15 protein-coding genes are annotated in these 19,304 nt (G+C 42.2%); all 15 read right to left on the bottom strand.

Features of this window, described 5'->3' with window-relative positions; genetic code table 11:
• Positions 1–208: 208 nt before the first annotated feature.
• Positions 209–1,894, bottom strand: a complete 1,686-nt coding sequence (locus tag VV089_RS03585; protein WP_334334982.1) for an AAA family ATPase — start codon at positions 1,892–1,894, stop codon at positions 209–211.
• 102 nt (positions 1,895–1,996) lie between these two features.
• Complete coding sequence (locus VV089_RS03580) at positions 1,997–3,205, bottom strand: glycosyltransferase family 2 protein (RefSeq protein WP_334334980.1); 1,209 nt, start codon at positions 3,203–3,205, stop codon at positions 1,997–1,999.
• Positions 3,206–3,231: 26 nt separating this feature from the next.
• Positions 3,232–4,674 carry a CDP-glycerol glycerophosphotransferase family protein gene (locus tag VV089_RS03575; RefSeq protein ID WP_334334979.1) on the bottom strand — a complete coding sequence of 481 codons (1,443 nt, stop codon included), beginning with the start codon at positions 4,672–4,674 and terminating at the stop codon, positions 3,232–3,234.
• 82 nt (positions 4,675–4,756) lie between these two features.
• Positions 4,757–5,878: a rhamnan synthesis F family protein gene (locus VV089_RS03570; RefSeq protein ID WP_334334978.1), complete on the bottom strand. Its 1,122-nt coding sequence runs from the start codon at positions 5,876–5,878 to the stop codon at positions 4,757–4,759.
• On the bottom strand, positions 5,847–7,319 hold the full coding sequence (locus VV089_RS03565; protein WP_334334977.1) for a glycosyltransferase family 4 protein: 1,473 nt from the start codon (positions 7,317–7,319) through the stop codon (positions 5,847–5,849). The genes VV089_RS03570 and VV089_RS03565 overlap by 32 nt, the downstream gene beginning before the upstream one ends.
• Positions 7,316–8,542, bottom strand: coding sequence for a glycosyltransferase family 2 protein (locus tag VV089_RS03560; RefSeq protein ID WP_334334976.1), 1,227 nt, complete (start codon positions 8,540–8,542; stop codon positions 7,316–7,318). Before VV089_RS03560 ends, VV089_RS03565 begins: the two co-directional genes overlap by 4 nt.
• A gap of 70 nt (positions 8,543–8,612) precedes the next feature.
• Positions 8,613–9,509, bottom strand: coding sequence for an NAD-dependent epimerase/dehydratase family protein (locus VV089_RS03555; RefSeq protein WP_334334975.1), 897 nt, complete (start codon positions 9,507–9,509; stop codon positions 8,613–8,615).
• Positions 9,510–9,557: 48 nt separating this feature from the next.
• The gene (locus VV089_RS03550) at positions 9,558–10,715 is read right to left on the bottom strand and encodes a glycosyltransferase family 2 protein (protein WP_334334974.1); all 1,158 of its coding nucleotides are present in this window, start codon (positions 10,713–10,715) and stop codon (positions 9,558–9,560) included.
• A 29-nt stretch (positions 10,716–10,744) separates the two neighbouring features.
• Positions 10,745–11,884, bottom strand: a complete 1,140-nt coding sequence (locus tag VV089_RS03545) for a hypothetical protein (RefSeq protein ID WP_334334973.1) — start codon at positions 11,882–11,884, stop codon at positions 10,745–10,747.
• A complete protein-coding gene (locus tag VV089_RS03540; protein ID WP_334334972.1) occupies positions 11,881–12,882 on the bottom strand; it encodes a class I SAM-dependent methyltransferase in 1,002 nt (333 codons plus the stop codon). The genes VV089_RS03545 and VV089_RS03540 overlap by 4 nt, the downstream gene beginning before the upstream one ends.
• A 138-nt stretch (positions 12,883–13,020) precedes the next feature.
• Positions 13,021–14,316 carry a hypothetical protein gene (locus tag VV089_RS03535; protein ID WP_334334971.1) on the bottom strand — a complete coding sequence of 432 codons (1,296 nt, stop codon included), beginning with the start codon at positions 14,314–14,316 and terminating at the stop codon, positions 13,021–13,023.
• A 78-nt stretch (positions 14,317–14,394) separates the two neighbouring features.
• Entirely contained in the window at positions 14,395–14,895 is a 501-nt protein-coding gene (locus VV089_RS03530; RefSeq protein ID WP_334334970.1) for a hypothetical protein, read from the bottom strand.
• 9 nt (positions 14,896–14,904) lie between these two features.
• Positions 14,905–15,690 carry a hypothetical protein gene (locus tag VV089_RS03525; protein WP_334334969.1) on the bottom strand — a complete coding sequence of 262 codons (786 nt, stop codon included), beginning with the start codon at positions 15,688–15,690 and terminating at the stop codon, positions 14,905–14,907.
• A 320-nt stretch (positions 15,691–16,010) separates the two neighbouring features.
• Complete coding sequence (locus VV089_RS03520; protein ID WP_334334968.1) at positions 16,011–17,357, bottom strand: zinc ribbon domain-containing protein; 1,347 nt, start codon at positions 17,355–17,357, stop codon at positions 16,011–16,013.
• A 253-nt stretch (positions 17,358–17,610) separates the two neighbouring features.
• Complete coding sequence (locus VV089_RS03515; protein WP_334334967.1) at positions 17,611–19,296, bottom strand: AAA family ATPase; 1,686 nt, start codon at positions 19,294–19,296, stop codon at positions 17,611–17,613.
• Between the last annotated feature and the right edge of the window lie 8 nt (positions 19,297–19,304).

The raw sequence follows: 19,304 nt of genomic DNA, 5'->3' as shown, positions 1-19,304 counted from the left end.
TGCTTAACAATGAAAACAGCCCTTCGTTGTCTTTAGTATAACAACTTCGAGCTGTTCATTCAATAATTATTCCGTGTTTTCTTCTGTTTCCTCCAGGCCAAAGACTCTCATGGATTCCTCCAAAAAATGAGCTCCACATCCGGCATATGCACCTTTTCTTTTGGATACACTTTTTTCTGATAATTCATGCTCCATCTTTGAGATATAATCACCCGATCAGAACCTTTTTCCCTTCAAAAGCAAAGCCATACCGGCGAATCCGCTCTGGGGCGATTCCTTTTGCTTCCAGGGCGGAAGCGTACTTCTTTTCTTCTATCTGTGCAAGGGCTGCCTGCACCGTGTCCTCCAAGGTCTGCTCCTTCCCAGGACGGAACACCTTGAATTCTATAATAATCCCATCATCCTCTTCCTTCACCGGCTCTAGCATCACATCGTAACGCCCCAGACCGCTCTCCCGATTGGAGCTCAGAATGTAGCGTCCACGGAGCTCCGCCAAAAGTCCCAGCACAAAGCCGTGGTAAAAGCGCTCCGGTTCCGCTGTTTTAGAAGGCTTTTTCCCGGTATCGAAGGAACTGAAAGTCTCCTCTGTGATATCGTTCATATATTTATTCATTTCTTCCAGACTGCCTTGAAGCAAAGCTTCTACAAATTCATTGTATCCCACTGTATCACTTGCAAACCATTCCCGGAACATCCCCTCAAACATGGTTCGCACTTCTTTATTTGTCAATGTCAGATCGTACTCCTCGCGCCCCCACTGCTCATTAAACCAAAATTTTTCCACACGCAGATATCCGCCAGCCAATAAAAGGCTCCAGACTGCGTTTTCACTGGCCTGCAGCTGATTGAATACAACCTGTTCGTCGAGCTCTGTGTGAAATGATTTTCCTTCCAGAAGATCTTCCATAATAAGCTTAATCCGTCTGCTTCCTTCCTTTATCAGTTTTCCTGCCAGACTGTTGCTGCTGGTATTGGCCCAGTAAGCAGAAATCTTTCCTGTTTTCAAAAAGTTCAGAATCGACCAGGGATTGTAGATGTCTCTTTTACTTCCGAAACTAAATCCGTCATACCAGTTCTTCACCCTCGCTTTTTCCTCAGAAAGCCCGAACTCCTCCAGAGCTGACCACACCTCCTCTTCTGTAAACCCAAAACAGTCCGCATAGGCGTCAGAGGTGGTTGACACAACGGTCAGATTATTCAGATCTGAAAAAACAGATTCCTTGCTCACCCGGGTAATCCCTGTCATAACAGCCCGTTCCAAACTAGAATTGCTTTTAAATGCAGTGTTAAAAAAGCTTCTGGTAAAAGATACAAGCTCCTTCCAGTAACCTCCCACATAAGCTTCCTGCAAAGGCGTATCATACTCATCTAAAAGAATAATTACCCGTTTTCCATGATACCGGTACAGATACTCCGACAGCTTCTGAAGGGCCATGGACGCCTCAACATCCCCCATATCTTCCCGGACGCTGTCAAAGAACCGCCTGTCGGCCCCTGTCAAGACATCCTTGTCCCTTAGATAATAGTGCCTTGCATAAAGCCCTGTCAGTATCTGATTGATTCTTCTGCGGACATCTTGATAGTTACTCTCCTTGATTTCCGCAAAGCTTAAGAATATCACCGGATAAGTTCCCTGAAGCTTCCGGTACTTCTCTTCCTCCCAGATGGCAAGCCCCTCAAACAGTTCGCCCTGCCCTGCATACTCTGTGGAAAAAAACCGCTCCAGGGTATTCATCATCAGTGTCTTTCCAAAACGTCTGGGACGGGTAATCAAGGTAACGTCATCCCTGTTCTCCCACCACTCCTTGATAAATCCCGTCTTATCCACGTAAAAACAATTATTTTCTCTTATTTTCTCAAAGCTCTGAAGTCCGATTCCTACGGTTCTTGCCATATGCGTACCGTCCTTTCATGGCCGCTTAACGATAAAAGCAGCCCTCCGTTGTCTCTAGTATAACAACTTCGGGCCGCCTGTTCAATGGCTATTCCTCGTTTTCTATCCGGCATTTTCCGTCAGGCCAAAGGCTTTCATGGATTCCTCCGAAAAAATCAGCTCCACATCCGGCATATGTACCTTTTCTTTCGGATACTTTCCAATCAGATCCTGATACAGCGCTTTTCTGGATCTCTCATAGGTGTTGGCTATCACAATGGCATCATAGGACACGCCTGGAATTACCTCCGGGCTCTCCACCAGAAGCCCCATACGCCCAAGCTCCTTGTAATTGCGGTCTACCCATGCGGCTACGGAACAAAAGCCCGTTTTCTTCAGAAAATGGTATATCCTCTGCCCATAGGCTCCCGCACCGTAGAGAACAATCCTGGAACCTCTTTTCACCCTGGGAAAGGGAAACAGAAAATCAAGCTCCCCATATCCATCATACAACCCGTCTGCCCGGGCTGTCATCAGAAACAAAACATAGGTTTTCCACTGCTGTCTCAAATCAAAGATGCCCTTATGACGCTCAAAGCTCCTGTTTACGGTCTGGTACAGAATGCGGAACTGCTCTCTTTCCGTCCTGGAATCTGGTATTTTCCGAACTATGGAGGCAGGCGTCTGCCTGTAATGATACAGGCACTCCTGCATAACATAGATACTTTCTGCATTCAGCAGGCAGGGATAGGTGCAGGCCGCATCCTCTCCCATCACAATCCGCTCATCCACCTCATACTGGAACCTTTCCAGGCACTCCTTGCGGAACAGCTTGTCCCACACACCGGGAAAAATTCCCCACTCAAAAAAAGCATCCTTTGCCATCATCCGGGGATACACCTCGCCAAGCAGCTCTTGCTTCCCATATCTGCCTTCCGGTATTCCGTGAAAAACCTCCCGTCCTGCCTTGCCGGTCTCCTCATAACGGCCGCACATAACCACATCCACTTTCTGATTTATCATTATGTGATACATGCACTCATACATATTCGGCTCTATCCAGTCGTCACCATCTACATAGGCAATATACGCTCCTGCTGCCGCTTTCAGTCCGGCCTTTCTTGCACTGACCAAACCGCCGTTTTCTTTATGTATCACAACAATCCGCGAGTCTCTTTGTCTGTATTCCTCACAGATACCGGCACAGCCGTCTTTGGAGCCGTCATCTATCAGAATGATTTCCAGATCCGTGTATGTCTGATGAAGTATGCTCTCGATACATTGGGGTAAATAAGCTTCTACATTGTAAATCGGAACAATTACACTAATCACCCTGCATTTCCTCCCATCTGTTGCAGCTACGGCCCATTCATTACTATGTCCAGCAAAAATTCCGCCGTCCTGTCTGCTGCGTGTCCGTCGTCATAATTTCCCATGGAATTCATAAACAGCTCCAATTTTTTCCTATAGGCCGCTTCGTCAAAATTCCTTATTTTTTCAGCCAGCTCTTCATTGGAACAAGCCTGGATATAGGGAAGCCTCTGGGGCGGAATATAAAAATTTCTCGTCCCTTTGTATTCCTCCAAATCCGGCTGGTACAGAAAAACAGGCCTTTGGGAGAAGGAAAAGTCATACATACACCCTGAATAATCCGTGATCAGTACATCGGATGCTGCCAGCAGCTCCTCAAAATCCTCATAATCCCCCACGTCAACATAATCAGCATGTCCCTCAAAAGGGTATTTCATATTCCGGTTGGAAGGGTGACGGCTTACAAGTATCACAAATTCTTTTTTGAACCTCGCCGACAGCGCCTCCAAAACGCCTGCCAGATCCAGGCCATAGCATCTATTCCCAAAATCATCCCGGAAAGTGGGTGCATATAAGGCTATCCATGCATCTTTATCCAAATGGTAATAATCCGCGATCTGTTCTCTTGCTTTATCTGTATTCCAGAAAATATCCTGCCGGGGCAGTCCATATTTTAAAATCATCCCATTGTACCAGAAGGATGTCCGGTATAACTGGGTATAAAATTCACTCCCTGACAAAAAAGCATCTGCCATCTTCGAATCCCGTTTTGCATTGGCTGCATAGGAATCCGGAAGAAGCTCTTCAATATCTGCTTCCACCCTTTTTCCCGGCGCAGCGCCGTGCCAGGCCTGAAGATAAAACTGCCCTTCCCTTTTCCTGGCATCAAAGGATTTTCTGATATTGTCCACCCAGATGTGAGCGGCTGCCAGTTCCTCGTAGTATGCTCTGCTGCCAATCTCTACCGTGCGTATTTCATCCGGAAAATAATAAGACCTTCCCCCTGTAACTGCCCAGACCAGATCCAAGCCATGGGTACGAGCCTGCTTTATGAGGCTCTGTGCAATATATTTTGGATTTCCGCCGTATCCCAGGCCGCCGTGATTCTGAAATAATATCTTCCCTTTCTGAACTGGAAGCCGCCATAATTCCTTATAGAATGCTTCCAGCAGTTCCTCCATATCCGGGCAGGCCACATTTCGAATTCCATGTTTTCTTAAGAATGATGTGATTTCATCCTTTACTGCAGTCTGGACGGCAAGGATCACCAGAGCATGCCGCATATGGCGGATAACAGTGGAGAATTCATATACTTTTACACCATACTTATCTGCCTGGTTGTTATTCATTCTGGAAACAACAAAGCCCTCTACCTTCTGCTGCAGATTTCTTTGGCATAAAGACAGATAGAATATATTCGCTGCCGTTCCCGCCCCATATATGTAAACAGCGCCTGCACTGCGGCACTTTTCAAAAGCAAAATCGTTCATGTATGTTCCTCTCGTGCGCCTTTGCAGCTTTACTGTTCAGCAGAAATCATTTTTCAAAAGTACCTGGCATTTCTTAACTGGACTAATCGCGGATTTTGGGAGAAAGCACTTGTTCTTTCCTGCATTTCTGCAGAACCGTATGGCGTATTTCTTTTATTACGCTGCTTGTCCCGACTGCAATAATGATTCCGTCTGCTGCCGAGAGCTCTGTCTCTGAAAATTTCAAACAGTTTTCATTTTCTTTCGGATATGTGACGAAATGTCCTGCCAGTTTCCAGCCCTTATACTGAAAATAAGCATCCAGATTCTTTCCCCAGATGCCATTCCCGTATAGGAAAACCCTCTCATGGGTTTCATAAAAAGCTTCCAGTTCTTCATAATCAAAGGATGCCTCGCCGACAGCATAATGGTGTATCCGCCTTATATGGTTTTCAATGAGGCTGACATTGTAATCCAGATTTCTGCCAATATATCCAAACGCCTGCAGCGCATTTAAAAAACCTTTATTGTCAAAAGAAAGGGCTTTCCTCTTCATAACCGGGATCTTCATATCCCGGATAAGTTCAAGGGCATGCATCCCATACGGATTATTTCCGCGCTCTGCTTGAAACTGAGGATCTACCCAGTCCATATAGCTTTTCCCAATATACATTTTCCGTTTCAAATACCTGTTTAAATCCAGCTCAAAAAAGCAGATTGCCTCCAAATGATCTTCCGGATATTTTAATTGATTCCAGAAATCATAAAAATCTCTGCTGTGCAGTAATCTTTTCTTAAATACAAGGAAATAGCTTTGTATATGAGAAAAATCTGCCATTCCTTCCGTATTTCCCGGATGACGTGTTACGCCCCAAAAATCACATGTTTCCTGCTCCATTCTGCAGAACATCTCATAAAACGGATACAACGGGCCGTAAAAGGTATCATTGGCAAGAAGCAGCTCTTCATAGCCCTCCAGCACACCTGAGGCAAAAAGCGGCATCAGCATATCTTTGTATGCCCCTGCATCGTATCCCCGATTGTCCCTGCATACAATTTTATCCGCATATTTTTCCAGATATCCGGTGCCTTTTTTTATCTTAGGAAAATTGCAGACAACTATAAGATGGGCCAGATAACTCTTTATTTCCTTTAAAACCCTTTCAATATATGGATCAACCGTTCCTTCGGCATCATATATTACATAAATCCCCAGTCTTTTCATGCTGTTCTCCATATACGTTTTTGCTCTGCTGGTTTTGATTGCACCAATGCTCCATTGTATCCTGCAGTGCTGTCTCTAGCCGTTCCCCAAAGCTCTCCATTGAAAAATGCGCCTCATAGATTTCTCTTGCCTTTCTTCCTATTTCAGGCAGCTTTTCCTGGTTATGAATTATCCACCGCATTTTTTCACATAAATCCTCCGGATCCCCGGTTCTGCAGATAAATCCGTTTTTACCGTCTTCTATGTACTGTGCAGTTCCTGTTCCATCCGATACAATACAGGGTTTCCCCCACATCATGCTCTCTGTCGCAACTATAGGCAGAGGATCCTCCAAAGACGGACACACGAGTACATTCACGCTTTTATAAGCTTCCTCCATTTTTTGTCTTGTAAAAAGCCCTTTTATCTTAAGTGTCTCATCTTCCGCCGCCATCTCTCTTATTTGATTGCTGTATTCATCTGTTCCGGCGAAACCAATGATCCAAAACTGCACTTTCCCTTTTTCCACTGCATTCAACAGTCTGGCTGCCTTTACAAAAACATCCTGTGCTTTTCTCGGGCATACATTTCCCACAATTGCAAAAATCAATTCTTCCGTTTTTCCTTTTAAAATCTTTCCGTCATTTTCATCTGGTATGCCATAAGAAAATGTCTCTTTGATTCGGTCTGGAAAATATAAATTAAAATTCCTCTTTGCAATATTGCTTACTGCATAAATATCTATGGTGCTTTTTTCATTTTGATTTATATATTTCTGAAACCGTGTTAATGTTCTTTTATACAGTCCCTCCGGTTCATGTATCCACCACATGACAGGTTTTATTTTGCTTATTTCATAAGCGCATAGCAGCATCTGAAATACATTTACCAGTACTGCGTCAAACTGATCTATCAAAAAAATTTCCTCTTTATGTAAATATGGCAGTGCCGGGCAGAGTGCAAGATTTATGCCGCCTTCTGTTATTTCATTTATGAAATCTTTATTTCCTCTCGGTGCTGCTAACAGAACGTTATTTCCACGCTCCTGAAGGGCTTTCGCCGCATATACTGCTGCAATTGTGCCCCCATTATAATCCAAAGCGGTAGAAATAATCAGAATCTTCTTTTTATATCCTTTTATAGGATTCCTAACTGCGCAATGTAGTTTAAATGTGCCATGATACGCTTCGCTAACCAGACGTTCCCAATACCAGATGCTCTCTTCCTTAACTCCCAATTCAATCAGCTGGCTTTTCATGGATTCCTCACTAACGCTCATAAGAACTATTTTGTCATAAGAAAGGCGGCTGACCTCACAAGGTGAGACAATGATACGATTTTCAATATATTGTCCCTGCAGTTTTGAATTATTATCAAGGAATGCTGCAACCTCTATATCTGCTGGTATCCATGCTTTTCTTTCCTGATAAAATCTTCCGACGCCGAAAATTACAATTTTCATATCAGCTCTCCTTTGAAGCCTTTATATACTTCTTCAAAGCCTCTTTTGTCCATTTTCGTGCTGTTCCATATAATTTTTTCCCTCCGCACTCCCAATTTGTTCAAATATCGTACAATTTCTCTGGCATTGTAATAATCATCTACGGCTATCAGAACATAATCAAACGAAATTCCTTTTATGGCCTCAGGACATTCTATTTCATAACAGCCAGCCTGCTTTTTCCTATAATCTGCATCTACCCATGAAACAATCATGCAAAATTGATATAAGGAATTTTGATCCATATATGCTTTCCCAAGCGTGCCTGCCCCATACAGTACAACCTTGCTTCCCGGCGGAATTCTATCAACTGGAAAATTTGCAGAAAATTCCAATTTAGGATATTCATAACAGCACTTTTTCAATTCCACAGAGCTTATATAGAAACAGTCCAGCTGGCCTTTCATAACATTCCAGTATTCTGTCTTTTGGAATTGAAGCTTTAAATATTCATATACTTGATGCAGTTTGGATAAAAATCCTTCCTCTTTGATATAAGGCGGAATCGTACCTGCCGGACGCTGTCGGTGGTAATAATATATTTTTCTTGTTATCCGGATGTTTTGTACCGCAAATATCATAGGAAATATCACCATACTGTCTTCTCCATAGTTACTGCCTACCCCCGATGCTCTTTCAAGATAATCCAGAATCATTCCTCTCTTGAATATCTTTGTACAGAGACTTGGATCAAGAGCCCAAGTCTCCAGCCTTGGACACCACAACATAACCGGAACAATTTCACTCAATATTTTTTCCTTGTCATAAACCCCTTCTTTTAAATATGGCACCTGCATAATTTGCTTCTTTGCATCTATATATCTGCAGATTCCCCCTGCGATTACATCACAATCCTCATACAGATCCAAATCCTGATATGCGTTTTCAGCGATCCAATCATCCGCATCCACAAAGGTTACCCATTGCCCCACAGAAGCTTTTACTCCTGCCAAACGCGCCTGCGTAATCCCTCCATGCTTTATATGCAATGTTTTAATACAATCATATCTAACTTCCAATAAATCACAAAGGCTTCCGCTTTTATCTGAAGAATCATCATCGACCAGAATAATTTCAAGCATTTTACCCTTTTGCTTTAAAATACTTTGTACACATTCCTCAATGTACTGTTCTGCATTATAAACAGGAACAATCACAGATATTGTCGGTTCATTTAGGAACATAATTTTTCACCTAATCCTCACAAACTCTTTTTCTTAAAATAATTTCATAGATAGAAATATCTTCTCCCTCTTATTTTTCATCATCCAAAATATTCCTGTATTCCATTCCGAACTCTTTGTCAAACCTGCTCGAATCAAAAACCACTGTCCCGCCATCCACTTTGTAATAAATCTCCGGCCATTCAACCATTTCAACAGGCACCTTGCTTCTATTTGCTATTTTTCCTGCAATATCTCGCAATGCCAGAGCTTTTCCACCTAGATTATATCTATCCCAATCCGGATTTCCTTTCTCAATGATCAAATCAAAAGCCTTACAAACATCAAGTATGTGTGTGAATGTTTTCCGTTGTTCTCCATTTCCAAACAAACGTATTTTACCTTCTTTTTCTGCCTGGTTTTTAAAAATCTCAAACGTTCCATAATTACCAAATTCTTTCAAAATCGTTCCGATTGGTGTACAAATTCGAAGAATCACAAACCTTATACCATAAACGTCGCGATATATTTCCAAGTACTTTTCAGCAGCATATTTTGTAACAGCATAGATGGAACGCATCCCCAGAGCAGAGGATTCATCTACAAGGGCTTTTTCATTACTCTTAAAAAGTAATCGACTAGATGGATATATAATCAATGCTTTAGATCCGATTTCTACATATACGTTTAGAATATTAAGGAAAAATATTTCATTCACTTTGATAAATTGCTGATAATCTTCAAATCCTTGAACCGCTCCGGTCTTTCCAATGAAAATCATTAGAATATCCACACTAAAATCTATTTTTCTTATACTTTCTAAAGTACCAAAATTTATCTGAACATAATAATGCCTCTTGCTTTTCGATTTTTCTGCACGATCATATAAATACAAATTCCATTCTGTTTTTTCATATTTTCGTTCCACATATTTGATAAAATTTCTTGCAAGAAAACTCTCTGAACCAATTATCGCAATACGTTTCATAATCTATAATTTCTCCAATAACCTATTTATCTGTTAGAAAAGAATTAATTAAATAATCGCATTCGGTTTACACCATATAATCTTATTCTCTTTAATTCCTTTATCCATAAGAAATTGCTTCATCTCTTCTGCAATTTCTTTTTTTTCAACAGCAATCAAAACCATATCGTACTGTTTTTTTAAAAAATCTTCTATTCCTATAACCTTTCTATACGGAAATTGCATTTTTTTAAAGCATTTGTCTACCCAGCACACAATATGACATTTTTCGTATTTGGATATTTGTGTTATGTAATCCTTTCCTACATTTCCAGCACCATAAATCGCGACTCTTTTCCCAAATAATTTCTCTATACATGGAAAACTATAATTCTGTATAGAATCAAATTCGTTAAAAAGCTGATACTGAAATGCCGAATACCATTTATAAAACAAACAACGATCTAGATCTTCCTGCCGCATAAACTCATCGTTAGCTAATATAAGTTTTCCTGAATAATTCCAAATTTCAAACTGTTGTCTTATGTACGAGATACTTCTCAAATGCGAAAGTGATTCTTCTCGATAGTTATAATGATAAAACACACCTTCTGTCTGAATTATCCTCCCTGACTGCAAAATACAGTGCACAATATTGATGAGATCCTCCCCACTCTGCATCCTATCAGGCACATTAGCATAGGAATTTTTTATTAAAGATGCTTTAAAAACTTTTGACCATATACTTTGCCTGATATTCATAAAATCGTCCAGCTCGAGTAATGCCAAGAATACTTTGTGTCTCATATATTTGTCTAATTCGTATACTCCTCTCTCCAGTTTTCTTTCGATATACGAACTATTATCTTTCTCACAAAAATAACCCGTATCAACAAAATCTGCTCCAGAACTTTCAAGAGAATCTATCATGTTCTCATACATGTCAAGCTCTATCCAATCATCATTATCTACAAATGCGATATATTCACCTCTGGCTTCCTGTAATCCTTCTTTCCTGGCTTTCACCAAACCCTCATTTTTCTTATGAATTACTTTAATGCGGCTATCTAACTGGGCATATTCATCACATATTTGAGAACTTCTATCTGTTGAACCATCATCAACCAGCAATAATTCAAACAATCTGTAAGTCTGATTGATAATACTTTCTATACATCTTGACAGATATTTTTCTGCGTTATAGATGGGAACAATCACTGATAACATATTACGCCTCTGCTTTCCTGCCCTGGTAACTACCTAAGAGTTTCCCAGATCTTTTTGCCAAAATGTTTTTCACCTTCTTGAACTAAAATAAACTCTTTTTCCTTTATTAAATCCAAGGCTAAATATTTCTCTAGATTCTTATCCTCATAATAAAAAAATCTTTTTACTTTCCGCACATACCTATAGTACTCTGTATACATTTTTTCCGAAAAATCATCCGCATACAAAATCTCTTTTGTACTACAAGTAAATGTACTTAAATTGACTACTTGTAAGGAATATCTCCAGGGCAAAAACCATAAATCTCTATCTTTCTTAAAATATTCCCAGTATCCTACAGAACCAAAAGTTTCTATAATGGACAGCGTTTCCGTTTCTTCCCATTTATTAATATTGTCCATCCGATTTCTATCTGTATCAAAAACCTTTATCTGATGCTGAGCAGCAGGAAGTAAAAATACAAATTTATTTTCTACAGCAATTCTTCCCACTTCTGTCTCTGCATTGACAAAAAGCTCTCGCAATATATTTCCTTCTTGATCAAATTGATACAAGACCTTTCCATGACGATCAACTGCCCAATTAATACTCTCAAAAAAATCTGCACATTCTAATACTCTTTCCCCTTGAATCTGTATCAACTGAAACTCCTTATTATTAACCCTTCCATAAAAACAAGAATTTTTAATAAGGAAAAAAAGATTCCCTTCAACCACTTTTGCATCCAGAATTATCATATTATCTACTGCTACAAGACCAAACTTACGCAAATCAAATTTCTTTACAACCTTTCTTTTATGCAAATTAATGCTTAAAACAGGGTTATAAACATCAGATGGAAGTACAATAAAATTATCTCCAATCACATTTCCTGCTATTGACTGATAACTTTCTGTGCAAAAAAAGTCATGCTCAACATTACCGTTCTGCTTATCATATATCACCCATTTTTTCCCTATTTCCAACGGTACAATCATAATCTTATCTCCCCATCCAACCAGATTGCCCGCCTTGTACCATCCATTTTTTAAAATTTCCATGGGAGAAACCATGCATACCACATCTAGTGTATTTATATTGATCCTAGATAAAGCGCATATTTTTTCATCATAACACCACAAATATTCCCCATCCCAATGGTATAGCCATCCAATTAAACTTTTTCTCATTTATATTCCCCAATATCAAAAGCAGAATAAATATTTTCTACATTCACATATCTTTGAATTTCATCCAGTACTTCTTTATGTACAGCCAGATTATTACAAGTATCAATTACAACAATTTCATTTGCTCTATTCTTTAGCTGCGCTGCTCTAAGTATGTTTTTTTCATTTTCTGTAACCATATTGTCTGCTAATATATAATTCTCAATTTCATACATATCCCGAAGAATTTTCTCACACAATTTCCCATTATTTCCATATGGATAGATAACAATTGTTTTATTTTGTACAGCTAATTTTTCAATAACTTGTTTTAATTTGAATGCTGCTTCTGGATAAAAAATATAATGGTTCAACGTTTTTTCAAAAGCTCGTTTCTTTTCAAGGGCTTCCTCCGGATGTACAACGTCTACTAACTGCCGTTTTGGCGCAATATTCCTTTTTGCTTTTGAGAAAAATAGCAAGTTCTGTTTTCTCCAGACACTAAGCCTCTGATCATCCCAAAAATAATTTCGTACTGAAAAATCACAGTAATATCCCCGATTCTTAAATTTCTCAATCCAATACGACTGCCACTGTTCATTAACATGATGTTCTCCACCCTGACCAGGTATTGCTGCACTAAACAACACTTGATCCGATGCCCTTGTAATATTATCAATAAAAACATCTGCAAATTTCTGTTCTAAATGTTCCGCCACTTCCAGAGAAACTGCCAAATCAAATCGTTGTTCCAGAAAAATATTCTCACGTAAATCAACCGCCCTAAAATTCTCTTTTGGTATATTTAATCTTTCTTTATTAATATAAGCGCCATCCATTCCCAGAATATCAATATCACTATTTTGACGCAGTGCCTCACCCAGCCATCTTCCTTCCCCACAGCCAAAATCAACAATTGATTTAGGCGATATCCATTGTATAATCAATGGCATAATTATTTGCTCATCTATTTTGCTTTCTTCAATAAACTTATAAAAATCCTCATTATATAGAAACATAACATACTCCATTTTTAAGCCTTATAATTGATAGAGCGGGCATATTATAAAATTATGTCCGCTCTATTAAATCTCAAAAGTTTTAACAATCCAATACTTACTTTTCTATTTCTTTCATGCAAGTATTACAATCTCTCCCTATGATATTGTAATAGGTGTCTCTATAGTAGAATCATCAGTCAAAGTAACAACAATCTTTGCGCTTGCTGCATCTTTTACCGCATTCTTCCATGCATCATTCAATTCAAATATAAGAGTTCCGCCATTTTCTTTATCCCAGGAATCAGTAACCCATACCATATTTTTATCTGTATCTATAGAATATGTCTCTGCATCAAGTACAATATTTGATGCCTTATAGTTATTTGCTGCAGTCAGATTTACGATTGTAATAATACCGTCATCCGAAGCTGTAACCTGCGGTCCCGCAACACCGGCATACAGACCATAAGTACAGTCACTCTCAACTTCTGCATACCGTGTTCCCGTAACTCCTGCAATGTCGTACTTAATCACAATCTTGCTGATATCAGACGCTGTCCAGGTCTCCTTGCCTTCTGACAGTTTTCCGATATACCGGAAGCCTGCCGCTCCACCAGCTCCGGCCTCACCATATACATATGCTTTGCCTGTAGCCAAGTCTTTCGAAAGCGTCTCTGCAGCTGCAGCCGTATAATACTTATTACCTGAAGCCCAAGTTACAGTTCCTCCCTTTTCAATAAGCGTCAAAGTACCAGAAGCTTCCTGATATAAATCACCGGCAGCAATAGCTGCATCCAGTTCATCCTGTTCAGAGCCTGCAGTCAATGTCATTTCTGTCAGCTCATAAAACTTTGCATATGAAATCTTCTTTGCAGCTGCCAATTCATCTGCATCAGTCGGTGCAACCTTGGTGTATGTTACAGTTGGAGTTGTCTCTGCCGCAAGATAGAACGTCTGCTCTGCTTTTGCTGTGCTCTTTGCAGCTTCCGTGCCCTGTGCAAATGTAGCAACATTTGCGTTGGCTTCCGTTAAGTCCTTGACATCCTTTCCCGCTTCCTCCGTATACTTTGATGCGCTTGTTTTTGCCGCAACAGCCAGCCAGGCTGCTCCGTCTACAGAAGTATCCTCTGCCGCTGCATCCTTGGTTGCCGTAAGGGTAATGGGGCTGGTTGTGTCTAAGGAGGCCGTAGAGGTTACGCTTACCTTTACAGGTATCTCGCTCTTGTTTGTAATATCAAACGCCTCAGAATAAACCTGGGAACCTGTATCTCCTTTCTCAAACTGGTTGACTGCAATTGCCAGGGTTGTAGGAACCTCTACCCGGATCACAGCCGTCCTGGTCGTAACATCTACTTCTACTTCTCCCCCATCGGCCGCCATAACCGGCATAGCCATCTGTGCCGCAACAAGCGCGCCTGCTACAACTGTTGATAAAAACCGTTTCGCTTTCATCTTTTTTCCTCCTTGAAAATATTTTTTTGTTTTCTATATAACCATTGCATTCCACAAAAAATGCAATAATTACCAAAATTAATTTTCTACCGTGATGGTTACATGGAAACCGGCACTGCTGTAATCTATGTAGGTTCCACCCTCCGCTTCATCCAGGAGATATACCATGCATACTGCATCATAGGTCCCGGCATCCAGATCCACATCCAGTTTAAACGCTGGAAGCTCTGCCCCCACCGGGAGCACTCCTGTAGAAAACACCAATTCGTCTGTTTCTTCCAGCAGCACCTCGCAGCGAATGGGCTTCTTATTATTAGGGGAATTTCCAAGAACCGCATTTGTCGTCTCTGATGTCCCGTCCGGAAATGTCCAGTCCGTATTCATGTAGGTCTCAAAATAACCCTCTTTTACCTCATTCCCGATATCCTCTTGAATCTGCTGATAGTTTTCTTCATTTATGGTATAACCCTCCGGCTCTTCTTTTCCCGTCATCAGAAAAACTGCCGTTCCCACAGCAATTATAAGAAGCAGGGCTCCTCCAATAATAACTGCCGTTTTCTTTTTATTTTTCTTTTCCATATATTCCTCCTAATTGTCTGTCTCTTTCTCTTCTGCAGCAGCTTCTCCGCTGTTATCATCTTCTTTGTTCTTCTCTTGAATCTCTTCCGCCTCTGTTACTTCATTTGGCAGTTGATCCCCATTTACAACAGGGCTCTCATCCTGTTCCTTCGCATCATCATCTGGTAAAACAAGATCTTCCTCTTGGGGATTCCCGCCAGCAGAAATCTTTTCAACCTCATCCCAGGAATAGATTCCTTCTATCTCAATATCTCCATTCTCCCAGGCCTCGGAAGCATTTTCATTCAATTCTCCATCAAAACAGATGGCCAGCTCCTCTCCTGCTCCAAGCTCTGTCTGGTATTCTGCGCCTTCTTCTGACAGGCACAGCTCCTCTCCGTTTCCGAGTATGATTTTTATATAAAGTGACTTGTTTTCATCATCATGGAGCCCTTCACTTTCAGTTTTAATAAAGGTGTTTCCGGATTCTCCCGGCTTGCAGGCAAAGGAAAGTGTCAATATGCCCGGCATTTTTCCCATATTTTGTATTACATACTCCTCAGAATAAATCTGGCCTTTTCCATCCATCTCCCAGGGATCCAAGACAACTGCCAGCCTTTGCGGTATCTGTAAATTTGCTATCTCTGACACCTCGCCTCTTACCGGTTCCTTATCTCCCGCCTCAGCCTGCTTCTCCAGGTTTGAGGCGGTTGCCTTCGGTATCCTTTCCTCCTGTACATCCGCTGCTCCGGCATTCAAAGAGCCTGCACCTATTCCAATCAAGCAGGCGGCTATCACTGCTATGCCTCTTTTCATAGATAACGCCTTTCTTTTTGCAATAAAATAAAATATATTGGTCACCTTTTTATAGCCGATATATTGGTCACCTTACATTGGTCACCCAAAAGTCCCAAAGCTCTAAGGTGATGCAGATGCACAACACTGCCTCCGCTTCGCTCCCTGCTACCTCACGCTCCGCGTGTTCACAGGGTCCTGGCATACCCAATGCGCAGGTCTTCAAGCTTCCTTCAAGCCCTGCCTTCTAATGCCGTTCTTTCTTTTTATATCATGAACCTGCCTCTTAGTCCTTCCGGTAAAGCCCGGCTCATCACCGGCACTTATCTAAACGGCTGTTCTTATGATCTTTCCAATCCGCCTTCTCCCTGTCCCCGCTTCCTGGCATTGAGAGCAGTGTTAGTCTTTTCCTCTTCCTCATAGCCGCAGAAGGGACAGATAAACCTCCTGTCCTGCTTTCCCCCGGCGCTTCCTCCCGGCCTGCTCACGGTAATAAAGCAGCACCGGCTGCACTCCCTGCTGATATCCTTTCCCAGAACCTCCACAATCTCAACGGACTGCTCCCCACACTTCTGGGTCAGTCTCTTGCGGATATAGCCTCTCTGCCACAGGCTGACGGAATGGTTGATTCTCTTACTGTTCCCCTTTGCCTGCGTCCCCGGAAGCTTTGCCATATAAACCGTCTGGGGCTTTTCGGTACTGAGAAAGCGGTTCAATTCCTGGTTGATATAGCTGTGAAGCTGTTCCTCCAGCTTCCTTTTCCTGGCATAGTACTTCTTCCGGCCGGGATTGCTCTCCCGGCTGCGCTGATAGCCTGCCGTCTTCTCGCGGATCCAGTCCGCATAAGCTGTCTGATACGTCCCAAGCTCCTCCCCGTACCGGTGTCCCTCATGGGTGGTGAGCATGGTGTACATTCCAAAGGCGATGCCGATTCTTCCCGTATAATCGGGATGCTTACGGACGGCCGTCTGGATCGGCACATGAATCTCCAGGGCGCTTTCTTTTGGATCCAGCTTGATATAAAGCTGGGATTTGTAGTGGTTGCCGTCTGTCAGCGGTATGAAGATCCGTTTTCGCTTTTCCTTGGTGGAGATGTATATGCCCCCGTCCCCATAGCGGTAAGCCCTCTCCGAGACGGCAAAGCCCAGCGTGTTCTCTGTATGGGGCTTTACGTGGCATTTTCTCACCTGTCTGCACAGATAGCGGTGAAGCCGCTCTGTCTCCAGATGCTCTGCAAGCAGCTCATACCGGGCTGTCAGTTCTCTGGTAAGCTCTACGGGCTTTTGGTTCAATACCTGCTCAAAGGCGGTGCTCACTTTTAGGAGAAAGCAGAGGTAATGCTTCTCTTCCTCCGTAAAGCCTGCATTCTGGTTTACATTCTTCTGGACATAGGCCTTCGTCCTGGTCCACTGGGCCTTGAGCTCTCCCAGGGCGTCAAAGACAGCGAGATAAAAGTATACGGAGGGCATTCCTAAGGCATCCCTTAAGCCGCTGGCCGTCATCTCATTCTGCACGGTGTAGCCGGGATACAGCTTGGACAGTCCTCCAATTCCGCCGAAGCGTGCATACACATAATTCTTTACCTTCCCGTAGTCCTCTGCGATTTCCAGAAGCTTCTGCATGTCCTCTGGGGGAACGGGGCCCTTGCTGTATTGGCGTATGATTTTGTAAACAGTCTTTGACGGCATGGAATGCATCCTCAAAAGGTGTACTTTTGTAGAATGAAAATGAAAGGAAAAAGATTGGAACTTTAGCACAAAAAAAGCAGAAAAAAACTTGCAATTTTGACTAATGTTATGGTAGAATGATGCCGATAGAAGTATAGACAGATAAAAACAAAAAAGTACACATTATGAAAATGAATTTTTCATAATGTGTACTTTTTTCTGATAATTCACGCATTCTTTAAATCACTGAGCACTCTCAATCCAAGAACTATGCTCACCCGATGAGAACCTTCTTCCCTTCAAAGGCAAACCCATACTTCCAAATCCGCTCTGGGGCGATTCCTTTTGCTTCCAAGGCCGCAGCATACTTCTTTTCTTCTATCTGTGCAAGGGCTGCCTGTACCGTGTCCTCCAAGGTCTCCTCCTTCCCCGGACGGAACACCTTGAATTCAATAATAATGGCTGGATCAGACTTTTGCAGAGGCTCCAGCATGATATCATAACGTCCGAAGCCGCTCTCCCGGTTGGAGGTCAGGACATAACGCCCCCTCAGATCCGCAAGCAGCCCCAGGACGAAGCCGTGGTAAAAACGCTCCGGTTCCGCTGCCCTGGAAGGCTTTTTGCCGGTATCGAAGGAACTGAAGGTCTCCTCTGTGATATCGTTCATGTATTTATTCATTTCTTCCAGGCTGCCTTGAAGCAAGGACTCCACAAATTCGCTGTATCCCGAGGTATCGCCTGCAAACCACTGGCGGAACATCCCTTCAAACATAGAACGCACTTCTTTATTTGTCAGTGCCAGCTCATACTCCCCGCGTCCCCATTCTTCATGGAACCAGAACCTTTCCATGCGCAGATATCCGCCGGCCAGCAGAAGGCTCCAGATTGCGCTTTCATTACTTGACAGCTGATTGAACACAATCTCCTCATCAATCTCTGTATGAAGCGGTTTTCCTTCCAAAAGATCCTCCATAATAAGCTTGATCCTTTTGCTTCCTTCCTGAATCAGCTTTCCTGCCAGGCTGTTGCTGCTGGTGTTGGCCCAATAGGCCGATATCTTCCCGGTTTTCAAAAAATTCAGAATTGACCAGGGATTGTAGATATCCCTTTTACTGCCGAAGGTAAACCCGTCATACCAGTTCTTTACCCTGGCCCTCTCTTCGGAAAGCCCGAATTCCTCCAGGGCCGCCCATACTTCCTCTTCTGTGAAGCCAAAGCAGTCCGCATAGGCATCAGAAGTGGTTGTAACCACCATCAGGTTATTCAGATCCGAGAAAACAGACTCCTTGCTCACCCGGGTAATTCCTGTCATAATGGCCCGTTCCAGATAGGGATTCGTCTTAAAGGCAGAATTGAACAGGCTCCGGATAAAGCTTACCGCCTCATCCCAGTATCCGCTTATATAAGCCTCCTGCATGGGCGTATCGTATTCGTCCAAAAGAAGAATCACCTTTTTTCCATAATAACGGAACAAATATTCCGAAAGCTGCCTTAAAGCAGGAACCGCATCCACATCCTCCATGTCCACATTCTTTCTTAGGAAGGTATCCTTCTGCTGCTCATTAAGGACATCCCCCTCCAATAAAAACATATGCCTTGTATATTCTTCGGCAATCAGCTGGCACAGTGTTTTCCTCATCTTGGAAAAGCTTTTATCCTTTGCCTCCGCAAAGCTTAAGAATATCACTGGATAAGTTCCTTGAAGCTTTCGGTACTTCTCCTCCTCCCAGATGGCAAGACCCTCAAACAGTTCGCCCTGCCCTGCATACTCTGTGGAAAAAAACCGCTCCAGGGTATTCATCATCAGTGTCTTTCCAAAGCGTCTTGGCCGGGTAATCAAGGTCACCGCATCCTGGTTTTCCCACCATTCCTTGATAAACAGCGTTTTATCCACGTAAAAATTATCATTCGTAATCAATTGTTCAAAATTCTGATGACCGATTCCTACAGTTCTTGCCATCCTTTTAC

Origin of the sequence: Candidatus Merdisoma sp. JLR.KK011, from assembly GCF_036941125.1 — a bacterium.
Lineage (GTDB): Bacteria > Bacillota > Clostridia > Lachnospirales > Lachnospiraceae > Laedolimicola.
This window is presented reverse-complemented; position numbering and strand designations above follow the sequence as displayed.